Genomic DNA, 25,144 nt, shown 5'->3' with positions numbered 1-25,144 from the left:
TGACTGTTCGAGGGGTTTCGTCATCGACGGCGATTGAAGCGGACATTCCCGGTTATCCGTCCCTTATGGGTGACAAGAGCGACGGAGCAGAAGGGGTGGACAGCGGCGCCCCGGTGCCGGGAGCCGACGAGCGGGACGGCGCTGCGGCGCCGGAGAAGCCTGCGGAGCTCGGCTCCCGCTCCTGGCGGGCGGTGCTGAAGCGGACCGGGAGGCAGTTCGTCGAGGACGAGCTGTCGGACCGGGCGGCGGCGTTGACGTACTACGCGGTGCTCGCGATCTTTCCGGCGCTCCTGGTCCTGGTCGCTCTGCTGGGACTGGCGGGCCCCTCGACCACCAACCGGCTCCTGGACAACCTGCAGCAGTTCACTCCGGGGGCGGCCCGTACCGTGGTGCGCTCCACCGTCACGCAGTTGCAGGCAAGCCGGGGTACCGGTGGCGTGCTGGCCGTGGTCGGCCTGCTGGGCGCGCTGTGGTCCTCGTCCGGGTACATCGCGGCCTTCATCCGCGCCTCCAACAGCGTCTACGACATCCGCGAGGGGCGCCCGGTCTGGAAGACGCTGCCGCTGCGGCTCGGGCTGACCGTGCTGATGATGGTGCTGCTGGCAGCCAGCGCTGTGATCGTCGTGTTCAGCGGGCCGCTGGCGGACCAGACCGGCCGGTTCCTGGGCGTGGGCAGCGCCGGGCTGACGGCCTGGTCCATCGCCAAATGGCCGGTCCTGGTGGTCCTGGTGATCGTGATGATCGCCGTCCTGTACTGGGCCGCGCCGAACGTCCGGGCGCCCCACCCGCGCTGGCTCACCCCGGGGAGTCTGCTGGCCGTGGTCGTGTGGCTGCTGGCATCCGGAGGATTCGCGCTGTATGTGACGAACTTCGGCAGCTACAACAAGACCTACGGCACGCTGGCCGGCGTCATCGTCTTCCTGGTCTGGCTGTGGATCTCCAATCTGGCCATCCTGCTGGGCCTGGAGCTCGACGCGGAACTCGCCCGCGAACGCGCGATCAGGGACGGACTGCCCGAGGAGGCCGAGCCGTACGTCGAACCCGGGACACCCGCACCTGGCCCCCGTCCCTGCTCCGGCACCGGCGGTGACCGCGTCCCGCGGCGGACGCCGGGGCGACGCGGCCAGGGCCGCGGTTCACAGCACCGCGGTTTAGTGGATCGGACCGGGGGATACGTGTAGCTGGCACCCCGCAGCACCCTCTTGGGAAGGCAGGTCGCATGACTGAGGTTCCGGCCACCACCACCGACTCGGGCGCTCCCGCCGAGAGCGACGAGCATTCGCTGACAGCGGGGGCGGACGGTCCGCTGCTGCTGCAGGACGGGTACCTGATCGAGCAGATGGCCCAGTTCAACCGGGAGCGCATCCCCGAGCGGCAGCCCCACGCCAAGGGCAGCGGCGCCTTCGGCCACTTCGCGGTGACCGGGGACGTCAGCGCCTTCACCAAGGCGGCCGTCTTCCAGCCGGGCGTGCGTACCGAGGTGCTGGCGCGGTTCTCGACGGTCGCCGGCGAGCGCGGAAGCCCGGACACCTGGCGGGACCCGCGCGGATTCGCCCTGAAGTTCTACACCACCCAGGGCAACTACGACATGGTCGGCAACAACACCCCGGTGTTCTTCGTGAAGGACCCGCTGAAGTTCCAGCACTTCATCCGCTCCCAGAAGCGCCGGGCCGACAACAACCTGCGCGACCACGACATGCAGTGGGACTTCTGGACCCTGTCACCCGAGACCGCCCACCAGGTGACCTGGCTCATGGGCGACCGGGGCATCCCGCGCACCTGGCGGCACATGAACGGCTACAGCTCCCACACCTACATGTGGATCAACGAGCAGGGCCGCCGGTCCTGGGTGAAGTACCACTTCAAGACCGACCAGGGCATCGAGCACTTCACCCAGCACGAGGCCGACCAGATGGCGGCCGTGGACACCGACTACCACACCCGTGATCTGTTCGAGCACATCCGCGACGGGCAGTACCCGAGCTGGACACTGTACGTCCAGGTGATGCCGGACGAGGACGCCGCGGCCTACCGGTTCAACCCGTTCGACCTGACCAAGGTGTGGCCGCACAGCGACTACCCGCTCATCGAGGTCGGCCGGCTGACCCTGGACCGCAACCCCGAGGACCACCACGCCGAGATCGAACAGGCCGCCTTCCAGCCCAACAACTTCGTTCCCGGCATCGGCCCCAGCCCCGACCGCATGCTGCTGGCGCGACTGTTCGCCTACGCGGACGCCCACCGCCACCGCATCGGCGCCAACTACCAGCAGCTGCCGGTCAACGCTCCGACCGTCCCGGTGCACAGCTACTCCAAGGACGGGCCGATGGCGTACCGGAGGACCGCCGACCCGGTGTACGCGCCCAATTCCAAGGGCGGCCCGGCCGCCGACACCGGCCGGTTCGGCACGCCGCCCAGCTGGCAGGTGAGCGGGGAGATCACCCGCACGGCCTACGTCGACCACGCGCAGGACGACGACTGGGGCCAGGCCGGGACGCTGGTGCGCGATGTCATGGACGACGAAGCCCGCGCCCGTCTGGTCGACAACGTGGTGGGCCATCTCCTGAACGGTGTCACCGAACCGGTCCTGCAGCGGGCCTTCGAGTACTGGACCCGCATCGACCCCGAGACGGGCCGACGCATCAGGGACGGCGTGAACGCCAAGGCCGGGGAGAAGGACCCCAAGGCCGACCAGCAGGGCAACCCGGCCCGCCGCTCGATGCAGGACAAGGCGTAGCCGCGCCGACAGGTGCCGGCGGGCGCTCCGTTCTAACGTGGAAGGATGCGCCCTGTCCCCTGGTGGACCGTGATTACTGCGGGAACGGCGCCGGTCCTGCTGGTCGGCGGCTGGACGGTCGCGGCAGTCCTGCTGGGACCGGGCTACGACCCGGTCACGGACACGATCAGCACCCTGGCCTCGGTGGGGGAGCCCTACCGGTGGCTGATGACCGCGGCGATCGCGGGCCTCGGGGTGTGCCATGTCGCCACGGCGGCCGGGCTGCGGGCCGTCCCGCCGGTGGGGCGCATCGCCCTGGCGGCCGGCGGCGTGGCGGCGATGGTGCTCGCGCTGACGCCGGAACCACGCGCCGGAGCGTCGCTGCGGCACGGCACGGTCGTCGGGGTGGGCTTCGCCTTGATGGCCCTGTGGCCGGTGCTGGCCACCCGGCGCGGTGCGGGCGCACCGTGGGTGCTCAGACCGTGGACGGTGCTGGTGGTGACCCTGCTGATGCTGGCCGGGGTTCTGTGGTTCCTGGCGGAGCTGCGTGGCCACGGTGTCGCCGGCGTCGCCGAACGGGCCCTGTGCGCGGCCCAGACGGTGTGGCCCCTGGTGGTCGTCGCGGTGTGCCGGCGCCGGCTCGCCGCTGAGTCACCAGCCGCCGCCGACCGGCAGTGGGTGTCCGCCGGCAGCGTGCAGGCGAACGCCGTCCAGGAAGAGGGCCGCAACTTACGGTGCCCGTGGCAGCAGTGGAACGCCGGTCGGCAGCGGCTGGTGACTACAGCAATGTAGACACTCTGGGATGATGGCTGCCACCATCCGGCTGAGGCGACTGTGGAGGGCAGCGATGGGTGCGGACCGCGGCTCCTGGCGGAGCTGGCTCGCGAGAGCGCTCGGACCTCCGTCGGCCCCGGCGCGGCCACCGCGACGGCGCCTGGTGTCAGCCGCGGCGGCGGCCGTGCTGCTCGCGGCGCTGGTGACCACGGTGGCCCTGCGCCACGGCACCCCGTTCGCCGTCGACACCTCGCTGCACCGCTGGTTCCTGGCGCGGCGGTCGCCGGGACTGACCAGCGCCGCCCGCGCCGTCACGTTCACCGGGACCGGCACCCCGCCGTATGTCCTCGCGGCCCTGGCCGGGGCCCTCGCGTCGAGGAGCCGCGTGCTGTGGTGGCGCGGTGCGCTCCTCGGGGTGCTGGGTCTGGCGCTCGGCGAGGCCGCGCGGGTCACCCTGGCCACGGCTCTGGCCAGGCCGAGGCCGCCCCGGGCCGACTGGGCCACCGCGGCCGGCGGCTCGGCCATGCCGTCGGGCCACACCACGACCTCCGCGCTGGTCGCGATCGCGTTGGCGGCAGCCCTGTACCCGTGGTGCCGCCGGTGGTGGACCCGGCTGCCGGCCTGCGTCCTGCCGGCGCTGTGGGCGGTGGGAGTCGGCTTCAGCCGGGTCTACCTGGGCGTCCACTGGCCCACCGACGTCATCGCCGGCTGGTTCCTCGCCACAGCCCTGACCTGCGCGTTGATGCCGCGGCTGAACACCGTGCTGCGCCGATGGTCCGGAACCGTCCCCGACGCCCCCGCTGACGAGGACACCGCCCCCCTCCCCGGCCGCCTGGACGGGCCCGCCGCCTGAGACGCGCGGACCGACGCCTCGCCACCGTGCGCGCCCCTCCGCCGCGCACTCCTCCGTTCAGCCCAGTTCCTTGACCAGCAGCTCGAAAACGAGGTCGTCGCGTTGCGGCAGGCCGACCCGCTCGTCGCCGTACGGGAAGGGCGTCAGCTCTCCGGTACGGCGGTAACCGCGCCGCTCGTAGAAGGCGATCAGCTCCTCCCGCACCGAGATCACGGTCATGTGCATCTCCTGCACGCCCCACTGGGCCCGTGCGATGCGCTCGGCCTCGGCGATGATCTGCTTGCCCAGGCCCGCGCCCTGAAGTGCGGGAGAGACCGCGAACATCCCGAAGTAGGCCGCGTCACCGCGGTGTTCGAGCTGGCAGCAGGCGACCAGGCCGCCGTCGCGCTCGACGGTGACCAGCTTGCTGCCGGGCTTGGCGATGACCGCGCGCACGCCGTCGGGGTCGGTGCGCGACCCGTGCAGGATGTCGGCCTCGGTGGTCCAGCCGACGCGGCTGGAATCCCCGCGGTAGGCCGACTCGATGAGCAGCACCAGCGCCTGGACGTCGGCCTCGGTGGCGTCCCGGTAGCTGAGCGCTCCGGCGGCGCGGTCGGCGGTGTCCATCGTCGTGTCTCCCTGCTGATCGACTGCGTGGCGGCGGCCTGCAGAGCCTAACCCGGCGGATAGGGTCGCTCGGCATGGTGCACGTACTGAGCAGCCGGACCCTTCTGCGTCCCACCGACCCCGAGCGTTCGCGGGACTTCTACGGTCGGCAGCTGGGCCTGGTCGTCTACCGCGAGTTCGGCACCGGGCCCGAGCGCGGCACGGTGTACTTCCTGGGCGGCGGCTTCCTGGAAGTCTCCGGCCGGGCCGAGCAGCCGCCGGCGCCGGGCCTGCGGCTGTGGCTCCAGGTCGCGGACGTGGACCGCGCGCACCAGGAACTCGTGGGGCGCGGCGTCGCCATCGCGCGCCCCCCGGTGCGCGAGCCGTGGGGGCTGGTCGAGATGTGGATCGAGGACCCGGACGGGGTGCGCATCGCGGTCGTGGAGGTCCCCGCCGACCACCCGCTGCGCTTTCGCCCCTGACGGGTGTGTGGCATGATCGCCTTCATGCTGCTTGAGCACGAGGGTTGTTCGCCGACGGTCCACCCCACCGCCTATGTCGCGCCGAATGCGACGCTCTGCGGGGATGTGCGGGTGGGGCCGGACTGCCGGGTGCTGTTCGGCGCCGTGCTCACCGCCGAGGGCGGCCCGGTGGAGTTGGGCGAGGGCACCATCGTGATGGAGAACGCCGTGCTGCGCGGCACCCGCCGCGATCCGCTGCGCCTGGGCCGGCAGGTCCTGGTGGGGCCCGCCTCGTACCTGACCGGCTGTCAGGTGGAGGACGAGGTGTTCCTGGCCACCGGCTGCCGTGTGTTCAACGGGGCCCGGATCGGCACGCGCTCCGAGGTGCGCATCAACGCCGTCGTGCACCTGCGCACGGTGCTGCCCGCCGACTCCCTGGTGCCCATCGGCTGGGTGGCCGTGGGCGATCCCCTCCGGGTCCTTCCGGCTGCCGACCACGAAGCGATCTGGGCGGCGCAGAAGGAGTTGGACTTCCCCGGCTACGTGTTCGGCCTGGAGCGACCGGCCGACGGCGGGAGCCTGATGCCGGGCATCTCCGATCGCTTCGGCCGCGCCCTCGGCCGCCACCGCGACGACTGCGAGAGCTGAGGCGCGGCCCGAGGTCGAGCCGGATCTAGAGTGGCCCCATGGAATATCGAACGCTTGGCAACAGCGGGCTGCTGGTCTCGGTGGTCGGGCTCGGCTGCAACAACTTCGGCCGGCGTCTGGACGCGGCCCAGACGCTCGCGGTGGTCGACGCGGCGCTCGACGCCGGGGTGACGCTCTTCGACACCGCGGACATGTACGGCGGTGCGGGCGCCTCCGAGACGCTGCTGGGGCAGGCACTGAAGGGGCGGCGCGACGAGGTCGTGCTGGCCACCAAGTTCGGCCATCAGAGCGCGGACCTGGGATACGGGCCGGCGGCCGGGTCGAAGGGGGGCCGGGCCTACATCCGGCGCGCGGTCGAGGAGTCGCTGCGGCGCCTGCAGACCGACCACATCGACCTGTACCAGCTGCACACCCCGGACCCGCGCACCCCGATCGCCGAGACGCTGGCCGCGCTCAGCGAGCTGGTACGGGAAGGCAAGGTGCGCTACATCGGGCACTCGAACCTCGCCGGCTGGCAGATCGCCGAGGCCGCGCACGTGGCCCGGGAGATCGGGGCCGTCCCGTTCGTATCGGCCCAGAACGAGTGGTCGCTGCTCGAACGCGGCGTGGAGCGGGAGGTGGTGCCCGCGGCGCTGCACTACGGACTGGGTGTGCTGCCGTACTTCCCGCTGGCGAACGGCATGCTCACCGGGAAGGTGCGCCGGGTCACGGGCGTGCCTGCGGGCTCGCGCCTGGCCTCGCGGCCCGAGCGGGTGACCGAGGCCGGTCTGGACACGGTCGAGCGCCTCGCGGCCTGGGGTGAGGCGCACGGGCGCAGCGTCCTGGAGATCGGCGTGGGCGCGCTGGCGGCCCGGCCCGGCTGCGGCTCGGTCATCGCCGGGGCGACCAACGCCGATCAGGTGCGCGCCAACGCCGCCGCCGGGCAGTGGGTGCCGACGCCGGAGGAACTGGCCGAGATCGACTCGGTCCTCGACCCGGAGCCCGCCGCAGCCTGAGCGTCCCCGCCGCGCCGGCCGCTACGAGTCGTTTTCCGTCGCGAAGCGCAGGTACCGTTCCGCGGAGCGCCGGACCGCTGCCGCCCCGTCGGCGCTGACCACGCGTCCCCAGAACGCACCGTAGATGCGCTCGAAGGCGAACGGCTCGACCAGCGCGAGCGCGCGGCGGATGGTGCTCGGCCGCTCCGGAATGAAGTTGGGGATGCTGTACATGAAGCTGACCCAGCGCCGGTCCATCACCACCATGAAGATGTCGCCGCTGAACAGCGCGCCGCGGCCCTCCGGGTCGTCGGCCCAGTGCAGCACCGTGCCCCCGGCGAAGTGCGTGCCCGCGTTGATCAGCGTCAGGCCGGGGGCGATCCGGTGGGTGTCGCCGGTCCAGTACTCGATCACCGGATCGGGCCGCCCCACCCACTCCCGGTCGGCGGCGTGGACGTACACCGGGGCGCCGAAGGCCCGGCCCCACTCGGTCATCACGCCGTAGAAGTGCGGATGGCTGACGGCGATCGCGCTGATCCCACCCAGGGCTTCGATCTCGGCGGCGAGATCGTCGTCGAGGTAGCCCACGCAGTCCCACAGCACGTTGCCCGACGGTGAACGGACCAGCAGCGCACGCTGGCCGATGGCCACCGACGGCACGGCGCCGACCCCGATCACCCCGGGTCCCTCCTCGTCGAGCCGGCCTCGACGGTCGCCGGCGCGCAACTCGGCCAGCGTGGTCCAACGCTGGCCCTCCCAGCCGACGTACTGCCGCTCGTCCAGGCAGATCGGGCAGTCAGTGCGTGCTGCCCCGTACTGCACGCCGCAGGTGCAGCAGATCGGGAGCTGCATCGCGGTGGCCGGCACGACCGGCTTCGAAGACGACATCAGAACCTGCCCCTCCACATCCCCGCCGTGTGACGACCCGGCATCAACAGTGGGCCCTGGTCGGCGTCTCCCGAAGCAGGCGCGCTGGGCGGGTTCACCGGGGGTGTACCAGGTCGCACTCGTACCAGGTGCCCGGTTCGCCGCCGAGGTGGGCCGGTTCGGCGGGGCCGACGGGGACGAACCCGGCCTTGGCCAGCACCTTCCGGGAGGGGGCGTTCCGGTGGGCAGCGGCGGCCCGCAGCGTACGCAGACCGTGCCGGGCCGCCGCCAGCCGGCACAGCTCCAGGACGGTCGCGGTCGCCACGCCGTGGCCGGCGACGTGCTGGGCGACCCGGTAGCCGAGATCCGCGGTGTGGTCCTCGATGCGGTAGAGGTTGAACCTGCCGAGTACCGAGCCGTCCTCGGCCACGAGCAGATAGAAGGCGCAGTCCCCGGACTCCTGCTCGGCCAGCAGGGTCTGGTACCGGTCGGTGAACCGGTCGAAGAAGTCGTCGCCGCGGTCGGAGACGGAGGTGGCGAAGTAGCCGCGGTTCTCCAGCTCGAAGGCCAGGACCGCTGCGGCATGGTCGGCGTGAAGCCGCGTCAACTCGGGCATTGCCCGACCTTACCCACGTACCACCGCACGGCCACCCGGTTTTCTGACGACGGCGGCGTCAGACGGCTTCTTCCATCGCGGGTTCCTCGCCGGCGTGTTCTTCGCCGTCCTGTTCTTCGCCGGCGGGCTCCTCGACGGTGTGGGAGTCGGTGAGGCTCAGCGCGCCGCCCGCCGCGACCAGTCCGACGACGACTGCGAGCAGCGCGTAGGTGACTCGTTCGCCGTGGAAGAAGGAGGCGACGAGGTCGCTGCTCCAGGTGCCGGCCGGGAGCCGGGTGGTGACCAGCGCCGCGATCAGGGTGCCGACCACGGCGGTGCCGACGCTGGAGCCGACCTCCTGGGCGGTGTCGTTGAGGGCCGCGCCGATGGAGGTGCGGTTCCCGGGCATCGCGCTGACGAGGGCGACCGCGCAGATCGTCATCACGGTGCGCAGTCCCACGGTCATCAGCACCATGCAGACGGCGATGGCTGCGTACCCGTGGTCGACGGCCCAGGACAGGCCTGCCAGCGAGCCGGCCAGGCAGACAGCGCCGACCAGGCAGGCGACGCGGTGGCCGAAGCGGCGCGCGAGCCATTCGGAGAGGGGGGTCGCGCCGATCATCGTCACGATGATCGGCAGATTGGCCAGGCCGGCCCGCACCGGGCTCCACCCGTAGGCGTACTGGAAGTGGAGGATCAGTCCGAACATCACGCCGGCCATCGCGATGGATGTCCCGACCTGCGCGATGGCGGCGCCGCGGACCGTGCCGTCGGTGAAGAGCCGCAGGTCCAGCATGGGTGCCTCTGTGCGGTGCTCGTGGCGTATGAACGCGATCGCGGCCGCGACGGCGCCCGCGATCGAGGCGAGGGTGGTCACGGAGAGCCACCCGTGCTCGACACCGCTGGTCAGCGAGTAGCAGGCGAGTCCGATGGTGCTGATGCTCAGGGCGGCGCCCGGCAGGTCGAGCGCGTCGGTGGTCAGGTCCTCCTTCCGGTCGGCGGCCACGCCGAGCCGGACCCCGATGCAGGCGATCACCGCGATCGGGGCGTTGACGACCAGGAGCCACTGCCACCGCACATGGGCCAGAGCGGTGCCGCCGAGCAGGGGTCCGAGGACGAAGCCGGACATGCCGACGATGATCATCACGGTCATGGCCCGCATCTGCAGGGCCTTGTCGTCGAACAGGCGGAAGACCAGCGAGTTGGTGATCGGAGCCATGGCCGCCGCGGCTATGCCGAGTGCGGCCCGCAGGGCGATGAGCTCACCTGCCGTGGTGACGAGGACGACGCACAGGCTCAGCGAACCGAACACGGCGAGTCCGACCAGCAGCACCCGGCGGCGGCCGAGCCGGTCGGCCATCGACCCGGCGGTCAGCAGCAGGCCGCCGAAGGTCAGCGAGTACGCCCCGGTGACCCACTGCAGCGCGGTGGTCCCACTGCCGAGATCGCGGCCGATCGTGGGCAGCGCGATCGACAGCAGGGTGTTGTCGACCATCTCGACGAAGAAGGCCAGGCAGAGGGCGGCAAGGGGGATCCATGCCGCCCGCAGCGACGGATAGGTGCGGGACGGGGTCTGGGGTGGGGTGGTGGTCATGGCGGCCTCCGATCGTACGGCGTTCGGTTATCGAACGACGTACGATACGATAGAACAGCGTTCGATGAACCGCAAGATGTGATGGAATGTGAGCCATGGGACAGCTGCAGAACCGTTCGAGCGAGGGACGTCGACGGGCCTCGCACTCGATGGAGTCCGTGCTCACCGAGGCAGTGGCCCTGCTCGACGAGGCCGGGGCTCCGGCGCTGACGTTCCGGGCGCTGGCCCAGCGCCTCGGCGGCGGCGTCGCCAGCATCTACTGGTACGTCGCGAGCAAGGACGAACTGCTCGACCGCGCCACCGACCACGTGATCGGCGCGGTACTGGCTGACGTCGAAGCGCTCCCGGCCGGCGACGACCCGATCGACGCCCTTCGCGCGATGGCCGTGACGCTGTTCGAGGCGATCGTGGAGCGGCCCTGGCTGGGCGCCTACTTCATGCGCAACAGCGGTGCCCAGAACAACTCCCTGCGCCTGTACGAAAGGCTCGGCCAGCAGACCCTTCGACTCGATCTCAGCGCGCGCCAGCGGTTCCATGCGGTGTCCGCGATCGTGGGGGTCGTCGTCGGCTCCGCCGTCGACCTGGGGCAGGAGCCGCCCCAGGAGGTCCTGGACGGCGCCGTGGACCGCGACGAGCTCCTCGGCCGCTATGCCCAGACGTGGCGGGAGCTCGACCCCGAAGAGTTCCCGTTCGTGCACGAGATCGTCGACGAGTTCGACGGTCACGACGACGTCGACCAGTTCCGCTCCGCCCTGGAGCTGACCCTGGCGGGCCTGCGTCTGCAAGCCGGAGTGTGACCGGGCGCTGACGGCTCCCGCGCCGGGGGAGAGCGCCGACGGGGATCAGGCCGGGCCGGGCCGCACCGGCGTCGGCAGTTCCAGCACCACGGTCAGGCCGCCGCCGGGGGTGTCCTGCAGCCGGGCAGTGCCGCCGTCGGAGGTGACCAGGCGGTGCACGATGGCCAGTCCGGCAGCGGACGACCCTGAGTGCCCGCTGTGCAAACTCTTTGCCATCGCTTGGACGGAAATCTGAGCCCCCTATGGCCGGTCCGGGTGCCCGGAGCTGGAACCTTAGTCAGTTCTTAGGGTTTGGCCCGATATTTCATGGCCATCCAGGGTGTTGACCTGTCTTCATCAAGTCTGCTTTGCTTCTGCGCGTCAGCCCCTGTGCACCACTTGACGTGGTGTCACTTTCGGCACTTCCCCGTACATGCACCTGATCTCGTGACGCCCACCGGCGCTCACGCCATCGGCATGAGAGGAAACCCCCACCATGGGTTCGTCCCAGGCACCTCGTCGTAGGCTACGCGCCGCCCTGACCGGGCTCGCGTCGCTCTCCCTCCTCACCGGCGCGCTCGTCGCCGCCGCCGCACCCCAGGCGGTCGCCTCCACACCGGCGCCGCAGGCACAGTCGTCGCAGAACCACTCGGTGGCCGACCCCTACAGCCCGGCCTACCAGCACTCCTACCGGCACGGTGTGGTGCCGACCATCGCACAGAACACGAAGATGAAGAGCTGGGCCGCCTCCCAGGCCACGCCGAACGCCGCCACCGGCCCCGAGACGCTGTCCTACGGCGGCGGTATCGACGGCATCGGCGTCCAGAGCGGCCACTCCAAGGTCTACCTGGTGTTCTACGGCTCCCAGTGGGGCACCCAGTCCACCAACAGCAGCGGGGACGCCACCTTCTCCGGCGACGCGGACGGCGCAGCGCCGGTCGCCCAGGAGATGTTCAAGGGCATCGGCACCGGCAACGAACTGTGGTCCGCCGACCTGACCCAGTGGTGCGACGGGCCCAACGTGGCTACCGGCGCCACCAGTTGCCCCTCCAACGCCAACTTCGTCCCGTACCAGAGCGGCGGCGTACTGGCCGGCGTCTGGTACGACAACGCCGGCGCGTCCCCCAGCGCCGCCAGCGGCCATCAGCTCGGTGTGGAAGCCGTCAACGCGGCCGCGCACTTCGGCAACACCACCGCCGCGGCCAACCGGGACGCCTACTACGTGATCCTTTCGCCGCACGGGACCAACCCGGACAGCTACCAGGGCCAGTACTGCGCCTGGCACGACTACAACGGCGACTCCACGCTCACCGGCGGGGCGGTGGCCTCCAACTACGGCGACATCGCCTTCAGCAACCAGCCCTACAACATGGACTCCGGTTCGGGCTGCGGCGTGGGCTTCGTGACCTCGCCGGGCACCCTGGACGGCTGGACCATGACGCTGGGTCATGAGTGGCACGAGATGATGTCGGACCAGAACCCGGCCGGGGGCTGGACCAACAACACCGGCAGCTCCTACAACGGCCAGGAGAACTCCGACGAGTGCGCCTGGATCGCCCCGGGCACCACCGGCGGTGCCGCCAGGGTCACCATGGGCACCGGCACCTTCTCCGAGCAGGCCAGCTGGTCCAACGACACCAACGCCTGCGCCATCTCGCACCCGATCGTCGGCGGCGGCTCGACCGGCAACACGGTCAGCGTGACCAACCCCGGCAGCCAGTCCGGCACCGTCGGCACCGCGGCCTCGCTGCAGATCAGCGCCAGTGACTCGGCCTCCGGCCAGACCCTGACCTACAGCGCCACCGGCCTCCCGGCGGGCCTGTCGATCTCCTCCACCGGTCTGATCTCCGGCACCCCGACCACCGCGGGTACCTCTTCGGTGACCGTGACGGCCAAGGACAGCACCAACGCCAGCGGCAGCACCAGCTTCAGCTGGACCGTCTCCGGCTCCGGTGGTGGCGGCGGCTGCACCGCCGGCCAGCTGCTCGGCAACCCCGGCTTCGAGACCGGCTCCGCCGCCCCGTGGACCGCCTCGTCCGGCGTCATCGACAACTCCAGCAGCCAGCCCGCGCACTCGGGCAGCTGGAAGGCCTGGCTGGACGGCTACGGCAGCACCCACACCGACACGCTGTCCCAGTCGGTCACCGTGCCGGCCGGCTGCAGCACCGCCACGCTGAGCTTCTACCTCCACATCGACACCGCCGAGACGACGACCACCAGCGCCTACGACACTCTCAAGGTGCAGGTCGGCAGCACGACCGTCGCCACCTACTCCAACCTCAACAAGAACAGCGGCTACAGCCTGAAGTCCCTCAACCTGTCCGGCTACGCCGGGCAGACGGTCACCCTCAAGTTCACCGGGACCGAGGACTCCTCGCTGCAGACCAGCTTCGTGATCGACGACACGGCGATCAACGTCTCCTGAACCTGATCCCTGATCCCTGATCAGATTTCGGTACTCCGCCCCGGGAGGGAACCCCTCCCGGGGCGGAGCCGTCCCATGGGCACCTGCGTCGGAAGGAACCGAGCATGCGCCCGCGAGCACCGGCCACCCTACTGCTGATCACCGCCCTCCTGGGCCCGGCCGGATGCGGTTCCGCGGGCACCGGCACCCACACCGCGCCGACCGCCGCGCCGACGGTCACCCTGGACGACCGGTCCTCGGGCCGCACCGTCACGATCCCCGCCGGGGGCACCGTGGACCTGGTGCTGCACAGCACGTACTGGTCCGGGCCCCGCAGCTCCGCGCCGGACGCGCTCCAGCCGCTCGGAACCGCCCTCACCTCGCCCGCCCCCGGCTGCGTCCCGGGCCAGGGCTGCGGCACCGTGACCGCCCGATTCCAGGCACGGACGACCGGACGCGCCACCCTCACCGCGACCCGCACCACCTGCGGTGAGGCCCTGCTCTGCACACCCGCCCAGCGCACCTTCACGGCAACCGTGCTCATCACCGCCGGCTGAGGCCCCCGGTCGGGGGTCAGCCGTGGGAGAAGGTGATGTCGGGCAGGATCCTGCGCAGCCAGGCGGGCGTGTGCCAGGCGGCATGGCCGGTGAGGCGGAGCATGACCGGGAGCAGGACCAGGCGGACCAGGGCGGCGTCGAGCAGGACGGCGACGCCCAGGACGATGCCCATCTCCTTGGGCGGCAGCGGGCCCGACAGGGCGAAGGTGAAGAACACCGCGACCATGACCGCGGCGGCGGCGAAGACCACCCGTCCCGAGTGGGCCAGTGCGCCGACCATGGCCTGGCGCGGGTCGTGGCTGCGTTCGTAGTGCTCCTTGGCGGAGGCGAGCAGGAAGACGGTGTAGTCCATCGCGATGGCGAAGATCATGGCGAAGAAGAACACCGGGGCCCAGCCGTCCAGGAAGCCCTGGGAGTGGAACCCCAACAGGCCCGCGCCGTGGCCGTCCTGGAAGATCAGCCGGGCGGTGCCGAACGCGGCGCCGGTGGACAGCAGGCTGGCCAGGGTGCCGAGGGCGGCGATCAGCGGTGCCTGCAGGGCGATGAGCAGCAGCACGAAGCCGAGAGCCAGCACGACGCCGATGACCAGGGGGGTCTTCTGGTCGAGCACATGCTGCAGGTCGAGGTTCTCCACGGCCGCGCCGCCCACCAGACTGCCGGCGGGCAGTTCGGAGCGCAGTGCGGTCACGGTCGCCTTCAGTTGCGGGCTGGAGGGGTCGACGGTGGGCACGGCCTGGATCATCGACCAGTCGGAGCCGTCGGCGGCGGACTGGGCGGGCATGACGGCGGCGATGCCGGGGGTGGCACCCGTCCTGGCGGCGGCGTCGGCGGCCCGGGCGGTGGGGGTGATGATCTGCAGGGTGCCGGGGGCGCCGGGGCCGAAGGCCTGCTGGACGGTGGTGTAGCCGGCCCGTGCGCTGTCCGTGGCGGGGATGACCGTGATGGACGGCATGGCGGTGCGCAGGCCGATCACCGGTGCGGCCAGGGCCAGCAGGACGGCGAGGGCGACGGCGCCGTAGCGCAGCGGGTGCTTCCACAAGCGCTCGCCCCAGGCGGCGAAGCGCGCTGAGCGGTGGCCGCCGGAGCGGAACCGGGGCAGCGCGAGGGCGTCGACGCGGTGGCCGAGCTTGCCCAGGACGGCGGGCAGCAGGGTCAGCGTGGCGGCCAGCACGAACAGCACCGCGAGCATGATGCCGCCGGCCATCGACCGGAAGGCCGGGGAGGGCACCAGCATCACCGCGGACAGGCTGATCAGTACGGTGGCGCCGGACAGCAGGACGGCCTTGCCGGCGGTGTCCATGGTCTCGGCCACCGCCTGCGCGGTGCTCGGAGCAGGTAGATCAGCTCGATCAGGTCCGGCAGGTCCGCTGCGGGCCGCGCGGAAGCGGACCACCAGGAAGAGCGCGTAGTCGATGCCCAGGGCCAGGGCGAACATCATGGCGAAGTTCATCGCCCAGACCGATACCGGGAACAGATGGCCGATCAGCACCAGCGATCCGGCGGAGGCGGCCAGGCCGGCCATGGTGAGCAGCAGCGGCAGCCCGGCGGCGACCAGCGAGCCGAAGGCCAGCACCAGGATCGCCAGGGTGACCGGCCAGGACATGAACTCGGATTTCATCATCGCGTCGTGGTTGGCGGTGTTGAAGTCGCTCCACAGCACGGAGGCGCCGGTGGCGTGCACGGTGGTGCCGTCGGTGGCCAGGGCGGCCAGCGGTCCCTTGAGCGCGTCGGCGGCGCGGACCATGTCATCGGGGCCGGCCTTGGCACCGGCCAGCAGGATGGCGGTGCGGCCGTCGCGGCTGATGGTGGCACCGGGCTGCGGCCCGATCACGGTGGACACCCGCGGGTCCGCGGCGGCCAGCTTCTCGGCCTTGGCGATGACCTGCTGGACGGCCGGGTCGCTGACCGGCCGGTCCGAGCTGACGACGATCTGCAGGGCGGAGGAGGCGTTGCCGGCGAAGTGCTGCTGGGCGAGTTGGCGGACCTTGACGGAGTCGGAGCCGTTGGCCTGCCAGCCGGCACCGGACAGTGCGGAGGTGACCTGCGGGGCGAAGGCGCCCAAGGCGATGACCACCAGCAGCCAGCCGACCAGCACGGTCCGCACGTGGTGCACGGACCACACGCCCAGGCGTCCGAGCGCTCCTGGCCGGGCGGTCGCGACCGGTGCGGGTGGGCTGTCGGTGAGGACGGATTCGGGACGGTTCAACGGAAGCTCCTTGTCGGGCCAGGACCGAAAAAATACCTAGGGGGGTATGCAAAAGGGCATGCGAGGGCAGGGACCGGCCGGGTCGGACCTGAGAGTCCGGCCCTAAGGGTCCTTGCGGTGCTGCGGTCGGATCGTCAGGAGGCCAGGGCTGCCAGTGCCTTGTGCAGGCGGGCGGTGGCTTCGTCCGCGACGGCGGCGAGTTCGGGCTCTTCGGTGACCTGGACCATGATCTGCGGGTTCATCGCCTCCACCACCGTGCGGTCGTCGGCGGTGCGCACGACCACGTTGCAGGGCAGCAGCAGGCCGATGCGGCGGTCGGCGGCGAGCGCCCGGTGCGCCAGCGGCGGGTTGCAGGCGCCGAGGATCAGGTAGTCCTCCATCTCCTCGCCGAGCTTGGCCCGCAGGGTCGCCTGGACGTCGATCTCGGTCAGGACGCCGAAGCCCTGGTCGGCCAGGGCCTCCCGGACCAGGCCGACCGCTTCGGGGAAGGGGGTGTCGAGGGTGACGGTGATGCCGTAGTCCATGTCCGCTCCAGAGGGTGCGTCGTTCGGGCCGGTTCAGGCGAGAGTCAGGAAGAGCTTCTCCAGCTCCGCCTCGGTCATCGGTGCGGTCTGCCCGTCGGCCTCGGCGAGGCACTGGCGCATACCGCTCGCGACGATCTTGAATCCGGCCCGGTCCAGCGCCCGGGAGACCGCGGCGAGCTGGGTGACGACGTCCTTGCAGTCGCGTCCGGCCTCGATCATGGCGATGACGCCGGCCAGTTGGCCCTGCGCGCGCCGCAGCCGGTTGAGCACCGGGCCGGTCGCTGATTCGTCCACCTGCATGGGATTCGTCCTTTCGCCTCGTCTTCTACCCGCCACTATACCCCGGTGGGTATTTTTACGGAGTCGGCAGCCCGCTCCGGGCCGCGGGGCGCTGTACCCGTGTGTGCACAGAACCTATGCACAGAACCTATGCACAGATAGTGTGCACTCATGGCGCACCAAGACCCGGACCCCGCACAGAGACTCACCCCGGACTCCGTGAAAGTCCTGGCCCACCCGCTGCGCACGCGGTTGCTGGGCGAGTTGCACCGCGGCGGCCCCGCCACGGCCACCACACTGGCGGCCGAGCTGGGCACCCACACCGGCGCGACCAGCTACCACCTGCGCCGCATGGCCGAGGTCGGCCTCGTCGAGGACACCGGCCAGGGGGCCGGGCGGCGCCGCCTGTGGCGGGCCGCCTCCAGCGCCCACTCCTGGGCGCCGAGCGACTTCGCGGACGACGCGGACGCCGGCGCCGCGCTGGCCTGGGTCCTGCGCGACTACCACCGCGAGTTCGACGAGCAGTACACGCAGTGGCTCGACCGGGAGAGCGGCTGGCCGTCGCAGTGGCGCGACGCGACCGGCATGAGCAGCCACAAGCTCACCCTCACGCCGGCGCAACTACGCGCACTGGCAGAGGAGATGGAGCAGCTGCTGACGCGCTACCGGCACGCCGGCCCTGACGACGCGGACCAGGCGCGCCAGGTGGCGGTGTGGCAGTTCGCATTCCCGGCCTCCGGGGAGACCTCCCCGGAGGTCGGGACATGAGCACGGCACTGACCACCCCGGCCGCGGGGGCGCTGTTGGCGGGGTCGGCGACGCCGTCCTGCGCTTCGCCGACCTGGTGGCGGAATCGTCCCTCGACTGAACCAGCATCGGAGAGATCGACATGGAGTTCTTCTGCTACCACCGCGACCGGTCCCGATCGGCAGCGCTGCGTGCCGAACTGCTGGAGGACCACTGGTCCTACATGGACCAGTACGCGGAGCAGCTGATCGCCCGCGGGCCGACGCTGACCAGCGACGGCGGGGCAGCGACCGGCAGCGTGCACATCGTCGAGCTGCCCGACCCCGCAGCTGCCCGCGCGTTCGCCTTCGACGAGCCCAACTACCAGGCCGGGGTGTACCGCGACGTCATGCTGCGCCGGTGGCGCAACATGCTCGGGCGCACCATGTGGGAGTTCCCCGGCGGAGAGACCGAGGACCCCCTCTACCTGGTGCTCGGCCTCGGCACGCGGCCCCCGGACGCCGATCCGCACGATGCCGGTCCGGGGTCGACCTGCGACCGGGACGATCTGATCGCCTACGGGCCGCTGCTGTCCGACGACGGTGACACCTGGCTGGGCACCGGGGTGCTGCTGCGGGCGCCCGACCCCGCCACGGCCCGCACCGTCCTGACCTCGCACCGACACCACCGGTACACCGACATCGAGGTCCACGACTGGTACTTCGGCGGACGGCCGCAATGAGGCCCTCGCAGCCGCCGCCGAAGCGATGCGCGCAGTAGCGTTGAAGGATGGGAAGACAGGCGATCGTCGTACTGTACGTACTCGCCATGGTGGCCGTCGTGGTGGGTGTGGACGTGCTGTTCTTCAGACACCAGTTCTGGCCGCGGTTGATGGCGAACGTGGGGATCGTGCTGGTGTTCGGGGCGTTCTACCTGAGGTTTCTGAAGCATCCTTGAGAGCCTCCCGTGCGGGCTTCCCGGGCCCAGCGGTGGTACGCCGTGGGCTGCGCCCCTTGGCCGCGCCACAGCGAGGTGACATGCTGCTGCGGTGGGCATTCGGGGGGATGGTCGGGATGGTCTGCTGCCGTTCGCGTTCCGGCCGGTCGCGGCCGTCGCGGCCGCGGTGGCGGTGCTGTTGATCGCACTGTCGGGGCGGTACGGCTTCCACCGCGACGAGCTGTACTTCCTGCTCGCCGGTCGGCATCCGGCCTGGGGCTATGTCGACCAGCCCCCGCTGACCCCGTTGCTGGCCCGGTTCGGCGCCGCCGTCTTCGGTGCGAGCCCGACGGGTCTGCGGGTCGTCCCCGCGCTGCTCTGCGGATGCTCGGTGGTGCTGACCGCCCTGCTGGCCAGGGAACTGGGCGCCGGCCGCGGCGGGCAGGTCCTGGCGGCCGGGTGCTGCGCCTGCTCGGGATACGTGCTGGGCGTCGGCCACCTGCTGTCCACCAGCACCTTCGATCTGACCGCCGAACTGGGCGTCCTGCTCCTGGCACTGCGGCTGCTGCGGACCGGCGACGCCCGCTGGTGGCCGGCCCTGGGCGCGGCGGTCGGGGCGGCGCTGCTGAACAAGCAGCTCATCCTCCCCCTGATCCTCGCCCTGCTGGTGGGTGTGCTGGCGACCCGCCCCTGGCGCGGGACCCCGTGGAGCCCCCGGCCCGGCATCGCCGCACGGCCGCTGCTCGGACCGCTGCTCGGACCGCTCCTCGCGCTGCTCCTGGCACTCCTCATCTGCGCACCCACCCTCGTGTGGCAGGCCACCCACGGCTGGCCGGAAGTGAAGGTGGCCCGGGTCCTCAGCCACGTCGACGGGGTATCGGGGCGGCTGCTGTTCCTCCCGCTCCAACTGCTGGAGTTCTCCCCGGTGTTGGTTCCCGTGGCGGTGGTGGGCCTGCTCCGGCTGCTCCGCGAGGACGAGCTGCGCTGGGCCCGTCCGCTGGGGCTCGCGTACCCGGTGCTGTGCGTCCTGGTGCTGGTGGGCGGCGGCAAACCGTACTACCCGCTGCCACTGCTGCTCGCCGTGACCGCGGCCGGGTGCGAACCCGTCGTCCGCCGTGCCCGGCGCTTGCGGCGGATCATCGCGCCCCTCCTCCTGGCGGCGGCGACCAGCGCCCTGGCCGCCCTGCCGGTGCTGCCGGTCCCGGCGGTCACGGTGACCAACGCCGTCGACATCGACCAGGGCGAGCAGGTCGGCTGGCCCCAGCTCACCCGTACCACCGCCGCCGCCTGGACGGTGATCCCCGAAGCTCAGCGGGCCCGCGCCGTCCTGCTCACCTCGAACTACGGCGAGGCCGGCGCCCTCGCCCACTACGGCCCCGCCTACGGGCTGCCCACCGCCTACTCCGGCCACATGAGCCTGTACGACTGGGGCCCGCCCCCGGACAGCGACGACGGTCCCGTGCTGCTCCTCGAACAGGCCGACGGCCACCGGTTGGAGCAGCACTTCGCCGGCTGCCGCACCGTGGGCCGGATCGACAACGGCCACGGCATCGGCAACCAGGAGCAGAACGCACGGCTGGTGCTGTGCGAGGGCGCACACCAGCGCTGGTCCGTGCTCTGGCCGTCACTGCGCCAGTACTGACTGACGGAGGCTCAGGGCTGCTGGAAGGCGACCTCGGGGTGGGCCGGGTCGGGGCCGGCCAGCAGCGGCTGCGGGAGGCCCTTGAGCTGCTGGTCGAAGTAGGCGGCGAGGTAGTCGCGGGTGAGCTGCATGCCGCGCTGGGCCGAGATCGTCATCTGCGGCGGCAACGGGATCCCGCCCTGGGTGGCCAGGATCGGGACGTCGGTGAAGCTGGCGTGCACGGTGCCCGCCACGGTCAGCCACTTCTTCCATCCGTCCAGTGCCGCGTAGGTGTCGCCCCAGGTGGTGTCCGAACCGCCGACGTTGTGGTCGATCTGCGTGCCGAACAGCAGGAAGGAGCGCCCGGCCAGGCCGCCCGCAGGCACCGGGGTGAACAGGGTGCCGTCCAGGTCCGCCCCGGCCCGCACCCGCGGGTCGGCGACCATCGTCGCCAGCGCGGCGGCACCGCCCAGTGAGTGGCCCGCCACCCCGATCCGGGAGCGGTCGATGAGGTCCGCGCGGGGCCAGGGCGAGTGGCCCCGGGTCAGCTGGTCGATGGTGAACGAGAGGTCCTTGGCGCGGCTGTCGACGATGGCGGCCGCGCCGCCGGGGACCGGCTGGTTGCAGATCACACAGCCCAGTGTGGTCCCGTCGGGGAAGGTGGTCCCGGGGTTCTCGTAGGTGTGGTCGACCACTGCCACGACGTAGCCGCGGCTGGCCAGGTCCACCGCCAGGCCGGTGAGCACCGCGCGCGGCTGCTCCATGCCGGGAGAGAGCACCACCAGCGGGAAGCGGCCGTGCTCGGGGCGGGCGCCGGTGTACGCGTAGGTCTCGGTCGCGGCCAGAGCGGCAGCGGTCAGCGGACTGCCGGGAACCGCGAAGTCGACGAAGTCCTGCGCGGCCGCCGTGGTCATGTAGGCGGCGGGGCGGCCGGTGCCGTGGACCGCGGGGTAGTACATCGAGACCATCAGCTGCCGCGGCCCGGCCGACGGCACCCACGGGTCCTGGCGCTGCCGGTCGACCAGGTGCAGGTTGTCGGTGCCGACCGCGTACCGGCCGGTCGGGCGCGGCAGTTGGACTTGCAGCGCGGAAGCCGTGGCAGAGCCGGCGGCGGCAGGCGGCGACGCCGCGAAGGCGGTTCCCGCAGCGGCGATCGGCAGCGGCAGGACCAGGGCGAGAAGGGCGGCGGCCAGCGTGGTGCGATGAGTGCGAGTCATGGGGACGACGGTAGAAGGGAGCCGCGGTCTCGGGCGTCGGCACTCCGAGCGATCTTGGGTCGTCATCGCGGACGAGGGTCATCCCTGCGACGGACACCGAGCGCGGGAGTTCGAGGCCTCGATCCGACACGCGAGCGGCTCACCGCCTTCCTGGACGCAGAGTGTAACAATGCACACGCAGAGTCACTGTCCGTCCCTTGAGTCCGGAAGGTCATCATGAAGATCGCACTCCTGCGCACCGCCGCTGCCGCAACCATCGCCGTAGCCGCCCTCACCGCGGCCGGCCCCGCCTTCGCCGACGGGAAGTGGGGCGTGTCCACCTCCGGCAGCAGCATGGACAACGCCTCCGCCACCGCCACCAAGTGGGGCGGATCCGTCTCCACCTCGAGCACCAGCACCGACACCGCCCACGTCTTCGGCACCGTCGACGACGACCACCCCTGGCGCAGCTGCTTCGACCACTGGACCATGATGGACACCCAGGCGGCCGACGCCTGCGACGACAGCTTCGACGCCTGACCGACCCTCAACACTGCGCCGAAGGGTGACCACTGAACCCCTTCCCCCCGCCACTGCCGCACGGGTCGCAGCCCTCGGGCGTGATCTCGGTAGCGGGGCCGCTCCACCCGCCGAGCCCGGGTGGAGCGGTCGGCGCGGGGTCTTCGGGCGATTGAACATCGTTTCAATGCCATCTCCTGAGACTGACCCCTTGACCATCAATCAGAAGCCCGTATAGCGTCCGGCTGTCCTTAAATCGATTCAAAAATCGAGGGTGGCATGAACAGTCGCGCAACGACGAGCGATTCCCATGGTCCGGACAGCCGACAGGCCGGAGTGACCCGGCGCAGCTTCCTGGCCGCTGCTGCCGTGGCCGGCGCAGCCGGCTCGCTGGTGCTGGGGGACCCGGGAAGCGCCTCGGCGCAGGCTCCTGCCGTGAGTTCGCGAGCGGCCGCCTCCCGGTCGGGGGAGTGGTTCGCGAGACCCGGGGCGGCGGTGCGTCCCAAGTTCCGCTACTGGTGGCCCGACGGTCTGGTGGACCCCGCGGAGATCGCTCGGGAGATCGACCAGATAGCTGACGCCGGGTTCGGCGGCGTCGAGATCTCCGCCAACCACCACAGCATCACCGACGTCACCGTTCTCCAGCCGAAGACCTACGGCTGGGGAACCGCGCCGTGGAACGCCGGGGTCGAGTCCGCACTGGAGCAGGCGGCCCGCCGGGGCATATCCGTCGACATCACGGTCGGCCCGAGCTGGCCCGCGGCCGTGCCCTCGATCACTCCGGACAGCCCCGCCGCCATGAAGGAACTCGCCTACGGCAGCGTGAGCGTGGCGGCCGGCGCCCGCTACAGCGGCCCGGTGCCGCCCGCGGTCCAGGCCGCCGCCCCGGGCGTCACCGTACAGAACCTGCTCCTGGTCCAGGCCGCGAGGGTGTACGCCGCCAACACCACCCGCAAGGCGACCGGCCTGGACCCGGCATCGGTGGTCGACCTCACCAGCACGGTCACCGGCGGGACCACCATCGACTGGACCGCGCCGACCGACGGCCCGTACGTGCTGATCTCCTACTGGGTGCGCGGCTCCGGGCAGCAGCCCGAGGCCGGCCCGCACACCGACCCGCCCGCCTACGTCGTGGACCACTTCAGCGCGGCCGGCACCCGTGCGGTGACGGACTTCTGGGAGAAGGAGCTGCTGACCCCCCGGATCCGCAAGCTGCTGAAGCAGGCCGGTGGGGCGCTGTTCGAGGACTCGATCGAGATCGAGACCAAGGCGCTGATGTGGACGGCGGAGCTGCCCGCCGCCTTCCAGCGGCGCACCGGCCGCTCGCTGCTGCCGTACCTGCCGGTGATCATGCAGAACAACGGCAAGCCGGTGTTCGTGTATGACACGACGACCACGAACGAGGCGCTCCTCGACTTCTGGCAGACCGTCTCCGACCTCTTCAACCGGAACCACTTCACGCCGCTGAAGGAGTGGGCACACTCCATCGGCCTGCTCCTGCGCGGCCAGCCGTACGGGCTGCAGACCGATTCGATCGAGTCCGCGGCGATCCTGGACATTCCCGAGGGCGAGTCGCTCGGCTTCAAGAACCTCGACGACTTCCGCTGCCTGGCCGGTGGCCGGGACATGGCCGGGCGGAAGATCCTCTCCTGCGAGGCCGGCGCCTTCGCGGGCGGCGCCTACAACACCACCTGGAACAAGTTCCTGCACACCATGGGCGGCGCCTACGCGGCCGGGGTGAACCAGAGCGTCATCCACGGCTTCTCCTACGCCACCGCCCCCGGCGCCGCCTGGCCCGGATTCGCCGCCTTCACGCCCTACGGCGGCACGGTGGGATACGGCGAGTCCTGGGGTCCGCGCCAGCCCACCTGGCGGCACATCACCGACATCTCCGGCTACCTCAGCCGGGTCCACCAGGTGCTGCAGGCGGGCGAGCCCAGGGCCGACGTGGCCGTCTTCCGGCAGACCGGCTACAGCGCCACCGGCATCGGCGCGTCCTGGTTCACCCCCACCGGAATCACCCTCGGCTGGACCCACCAGCTCCTCAGCAGCACACTGCTGGACCTGCCCGACGCCACCGTGCGCAAGGGACGGCTGGCACCCGACGGTATCGCGTACAAGGTGATGTTCATCGAGGGCGACCACTTCAACGGCTCACTGTGCACCCTGCGCGTGGCCGACGCCCGACGGCTGTTGGCGCTGACCCGCGCCGGGCTGCCGCTGGTGTTCCTGGGCGCGTGGAACGCCGCTGCCCCGCCGGGCCTGCCCGTCACCGGCCGGCAGGCCGAGCTCGCGAACGTGATGGCGCAGCTGCTCTCCCAGCGCAGGGTGCGGGTGGTCGCCGCCGCCGCGGACGTGCCCGGGGCGCTCGCCGACCTCGGCCTCGGACCGGACGCCGGGTACTCCACGCCGTCGACCCTGCTGAACGCCCACCGGGTCGCGGACGGCGTGGACTACTACTACCTGTGCAACGGGCAGCACGCCGCAACGGTGAAGCCCCCCGTCGCGGCGATCGACCACGAGGTGTCCTTCCGGGCCTCCGCCGCCGACGCCGTGCCCTACCGGCTCGACCTGTGGAGCGGAAAGGCCGAACGCATCGCCCAGTACACCCGGGACGGGGACGTGATCACCCTGCGGGTGACCCTGCAGCCCTCGCAGGCCCACGTGGTGGCTCTGGGCCGTCCCGGGCTGTTCGGCGACGACCTGCGCGGCAACCAGCCCTTCGCGACCGCCACCGACGCCGATTCGGTGCTCTTCGTGGACAGCGGTCTGGCCGTGCGCTCGGCGAAGGCCGGCAGCTACACCACCGAGCTGTCCAGGGGGCCGGCCGCGGTCGCGGTCATCGGCGCCGTTCCGGACCCCATCCCGTTGACGGCCTGGCAGTTGGAGGTGGACGACTGGCAGCCCGACGCCACCGGGACCGGGACTGCGGTGGTGCACCACTCGCTGGCCCTCGACGCGCTGGCCCCCTGGTCCGCCGTCCCCGAGTTGCAGGACGTCTCCGGGATCGGCACCTACACCGCGACCCTCGACCTGCCCGAATCCTGGACCGGCGGCTTCGGCGCGACGCTCCATCTCGGTGCCGCGACCGACACCTGCCGGGTGACGGTCAACGGCACCCGGCTGGACCCGGTCGACCAGATCGGTCTGGTGGCGGACGTCGGCCCGTATCTGCGGCGCGGGCGCAACACCGTCCAGGTGGAGGTGGCGACCCCGCTCGAGAACCGACTGCGCGTCAGCGACCCCGCCGTCTACGCCGTTGCCGGGCGCGGAGCCTACGGGCTGCTGGGGCCCGTGCAACTGGTGCCCTACGGGCAGGCCCGGGCGGAGTAG

24 protein-coding genes and 1 pseudogene are annotated in these 25,144 nt (G+C 71.4%); 16 read left to right on the top strand and 9 right to left on the bottom strand.

Going from position 1 to position 25,144, the window contains the following annotated elements; all coding sequences use genetic code 11:
* Positions 1–65: 65 nt before the first annotated feature.
* The 4 genes and pseudogenes from TR46_RS05870 to TR46_RS05855 all read left to right on the top strand — a co-directional run bounded on the left by TR46_RS05870 (position 66) and on the right by TR46_RS05855 (position 4,343).
* Positions 66–1,090, top strand: a pseudogene (locus TR46_RS05870) (YihY/virulence factor BrkB family protein).
* Between the two features lie 129 nt (positions 1,091–1,219).
* A complete protein-coding gene (locus TR46_RS05865; protein ID WP_042394617.1) occupies positions 1,220–2,737 on the top strand; it encodes a catalase in 1,518 nt (505 codons plus the stop codon).
* Between the two features lie 45 nt (positions 2,738–2,782).
* On the top strand, positions 2,783–3,508 hold the full coding sequence (locus TR46_RS05860; RefSeq protein WP_084717972.1) for a DUF998 domain-containing protein: 726 nt from the start codon (positions 2,783–2,785) through the stop codon (positions 3,506–3,508).
* 145 nt (positions 3,509–3,653) lie between these two features.
* Positions 3,654–4,343 (top strand): phosphatase PAP2 family protein, encoded by a 690-nt coding sequence (locus tag TR46_RS05855; RefSeq protein WP_201776370.1) that lies wholly within the window; start codon positions 3,654–3,656, stop codon positions 4,341–4,343.
* Positions 4,344–4,400: 57 nt separating this feature from the next.
* Here the strand turns inward: TR46_RS05855 and TR46_RS05850 are convergent, their stop codons facing one another.
* Positions 4,401–4,949: a GNAT family N-acetyltransferase gene (locus TR46_RS05850; RefSeq protein ID WP_042394614.1), complete on the bottom strand. Its 549-nt coding sequence runs from the start codon at positions 4,947–4,949 to the stop codon at positions 4,401–4,403.
* Between the two features lie 74 nt (positions 4,950–5,023).
* Between TR46_RS05850 and TR46_RS05845 the strand changes: the two genes are divergently transcribed.
* The 3 genes from TR46_RS05845 to TR46_RS05835 are packed head-to-tail and all read left to right on the top strand — an operon-like array spanning position 5,024 to position 7,032.
* Complete coding sequence (locus tag TR46_RS05845) at positions 5,024–5,410, top strand: VOC family protein (protein WP_042394612.1); 387 nt, start codon at positions 5,024–5,026, stop codon at positions 5,408–5,410.
* Positions 5,411–5,434: 24 nt separating this feature from the next.
* Positions 5,435–6,037 carry a gamma carbonic anhydrase family protein gene (locus TR46_RS05840; protein ID WP_042394847.1) on the top strand — a complete coding sequence of 201 codons (603 nt, stop codon included), beginning with the start codon at positions 5,435–5,437 and terminating at the stop codon, positions 6,035–6,037.
* A 38-nt stretch (positions 6,038–6,075) separates the two neighbouring features.
* Positions 6,076–7,032 carry an aldo/keto reductase gene (locus tag TR46_RS05835; protein WP_042394609.1) on the top strand — a complete coding sequence of 319 codons (957 nt, stop codon included), beginning with the start codon at positions 6,076–6,078 and terminating at the stop codon, positions 7,030–7,032.
* A 21-nt stretch (positions 7,033–7,053) separates the two neighbouring features.
* Here the strand turns inward: TR46_RS05835 and TR46_RS05830 are convergent, their stop codons facing one another.
* The 3 genes from TR46_RS05830 to TR46_RS05820 form a co-directional block, all read right to left on the bottom strand.
* Positions 7,054–7,899 carry an MBL fold metallo-hydrolase gene (locus TR46_RS05830; RefSeq protein WP_042394606.1) on the bottom strand — a complete coding sequence of 282 codons (846 nt, stop codon included), beginning with the start codon at positions 7,897–7,899 and terminating at the stop codon, positions 7,054–7,056.
* A gap of 94 nt (positions 7,900–7,993) precedes the next feature.
* Entirely contained in the window at positions 7,994–8,494 is a 501-nt protein-coding gene (locus TR46_RS05825; RefSeq protein WP_042394602.1) for a GNAT family N-acetyltransferase, read from the bottom strand.
* A 58-nt stretch (positions 8,495–8,552) separates the two neighbouring features.
* Entirely contained in the window at positions 8,553–10,067 is a 1,515-nt protein-coding gene (locus TR46_RS05820; protein ID WP_042394597.1) for an MFS transporter, read from the bottom strand.
* Between the two features lie 149 nt (positions 10,068–10,216).
* Here TR46_RS05820 and TR46_RS05815 point away from each other — a divergent pair, with 149 nt between their 5' ends.
* Positions 10,217–10,864 (top strand): TetR/AcrR family transcriptional regulator, encoded by a 648-nt coding sequence (locus TR46_RS05815; protein ID WP_042394844.1) that lies wholly within the window; start codon positions 10,217–10,219, stop codon positions 10,862–10,864.
* Positions 10,865–10,909: 45 nt separating this feature from the next.
* Here TR46_RS05815 and TR46_RS42095 read toward each other — a convergent pair whose 3' ends face one another.
* Positions 10,910–11,080, bottom strand: a complete 171-nt coding sequence (locus tag TR46_RS42095) for a hypothetical protein (RefSeq protein ID WP_236655213.1) — start codon at positions 11,078–11,080, stop codon at positions 10,910–10,912.
* 259 nt (positions 11,081–11,339) lie between these two features.
* On the opposite strand from TR46_RS42095, the gene TR46_RS43985 reads away from it, so the two are divergent.
* The gene (locus TR46_RS43985; RefSeq protein WP_042394593.1) at positions 11,340–13,268 is read left to right on the top strand and encodes a putative Ig domain-containing protein; all 1,929 of its coding nucleotides are present in this window, start codon (positions 11,340–11,342) and stop codon (positions 13,266–13,268) included.
* Positions 13,269–13,372: 104 nt separating this feature from the next.
* Complete coding sequence (locus TR46_RS05805; protein WP_042394591.1) at positions 13,373–13,804, top strand: hypothetical protein; 432 nt, start codon at positions 13,373–13,375, stop codon at positions 13,802–13,804.
* A gap of 16 nt (positions 13,805–13,820) precedes the next feature.
* Here TR46_RS05805 and TR46_RS05800 read toward each other — a convergent pair whose 3' ends face one another.
* The 3 genes from TR46_RS05800 to TR46_RS05790 all read right to left on the bottom strand — a co-directional run bounded on the left by TR46_RS05800 (position 13,821) and on the right by TR46_RS05790 (position 16,834).
* A complete protein-coding gene (locus tag TR46_RS05800) occupies positions 13,821–16,010 on the bottom strand; it encodes an MMPL family transporter (protein ID WP_084717968.1) in 2,190 nt (729 codons plus the stop codon).
* A 134-nt stretch (positions 16,011–16,144) separates the two neighbouring features.
* Positions 16,145–16,534, bottom strand: coding sequence for a DUF302 domain-containing protein (locus TR46_RS05795; RefSeq protein ID WP_042394585.1), 390 nt, complete (start codon positions 16,532–16,534; stop codon positions 16,145–16,147).
* Between the two features lie 33 nt (positions 16,535–16,567).
* The gene (locus TR46_RS05790; protein ID WP_042394582.1) at positions 16,568–16,834 is read right to left on the bottom strand and encodes a metal-sensitive transcriptional regulator; all 267 of its coding nucleotides are present in this window, start codon (positions 16,832–16,834) and stop codon (positions 16,568–16,570) included.
* A 150-nt stretch (positions 16,835–16,984) separates the two neighbouring features.
* On the opposite strand from TR46_RS05790, the gene TR46_RS05785 reads away from it, so the two are divergent.
* The 4 genes from TR46_RS05785 to TR46_RS05775 all read left to right on the top strand — a co-directional run bounded on the left by TR46_RS05785 (position 16,985) and on the right by TR46_RS05775 (position 20,117).
* Complete coding sequence (locus tag TR46_RS05785) at positions 16,985–17,581, top strand: ArsR/SmtB family transcription factor (protein WP_042394579.1); 597 nt, start codon at positions 16,985–16,987, stop codon at positions 17,579–17,581.
* Between the two features lie 121 nt (positions 17,582–17,702).
* On the top strand, positions 17,703–18,281 hold the full coding sequence (locus tag TR46_RS05780; protein ID WP_042394576.1) for a YciI family protein: 579 nt from the start codon (positions 17,703–17,705) through the stop codon (positions 18,279–18,281).
* 47 nt (positions 18,282–18,328) lie between these two features.
* Positions 18,329–18,496: a hypothetical protein gene (locus TR46_RS43030; RefSeq protein ID WP_169790631.1), complete on the top strand. Its 168-nt coding sequence runs from the start codon at positions 18,329–18,331 to the stop codon at positions 18,494–18,496.
* A gap of 91 nt (positions 18,497–18,587) precedes the next feature.
* Complete coding sequence (locus TR46_RS05775) at positions 18,588–20,117, top strand: ArnT family glycosyltransferase (protein ID WP_236655212.1); 1,530 nt, start codon at positions 18,588–18,590, stop codon at positions 20,115–20,117.
* 11 nt (positions 20,118–20,128) lie between these two features.
* Here TR46_RS05775 and TR46_RS05770 read toward each other — a convergent pair whose 3' ends face one another.
* Positions 20,129–21,313, bottom strand: coding sequence for an alpha/beta hydrolase family protein (locus TR46_RS05770; protein WP_042394575.1), 1,185 nt, complete (start codon positions 21,311–21,313; stop codon positions 20,129–20,131).
* Between the two features lie 216 nt (positions 21,314–21,529).
* On the opposite strand from TR46_RS05770, the gene TR46_RS05765 reads away from it, so the two are divergent.
* Positions 21,530–21,832, top strand: a complete 303-nt coding sequence (locus TR46_RS05765) for a hypothetical protein (protein ID WP_042394573.1) — start codon at positions 21,530–21,532, stop codon at positions 21,830–21,832.
* A 258-nt stretch (positions 21,833–22,090) separates the two neighbouring features.
* Positions 22,091–25,144 carry a glycosyl hydrolase gene (locus TR46_RS05760; protein WP_042394570.1) on the top strand — a complete coding sequence of 1,018 codons (3,054 nt, stop codon included), beginning with the start codon at positions 22,091–22,093 and terminating at the stop codon, positions 25,142–25,144.

The sequence above is a fragment of the Streptacidiphilus carbonis genome, from assembly GCF_000787775.1.
GTDB classification, from domain to species: domain Bacteria; phylum Actinomycetota; class Actinomycetes; order Streptomycetales; family Streptomycetaceae; genus Streptacidiphilus; species Streptacidiphilus carbonis.
Note: the sequence above shows the minus strand (reverse complement) of the source record. Positions and strands in the feature narration are given on the sequence as shown.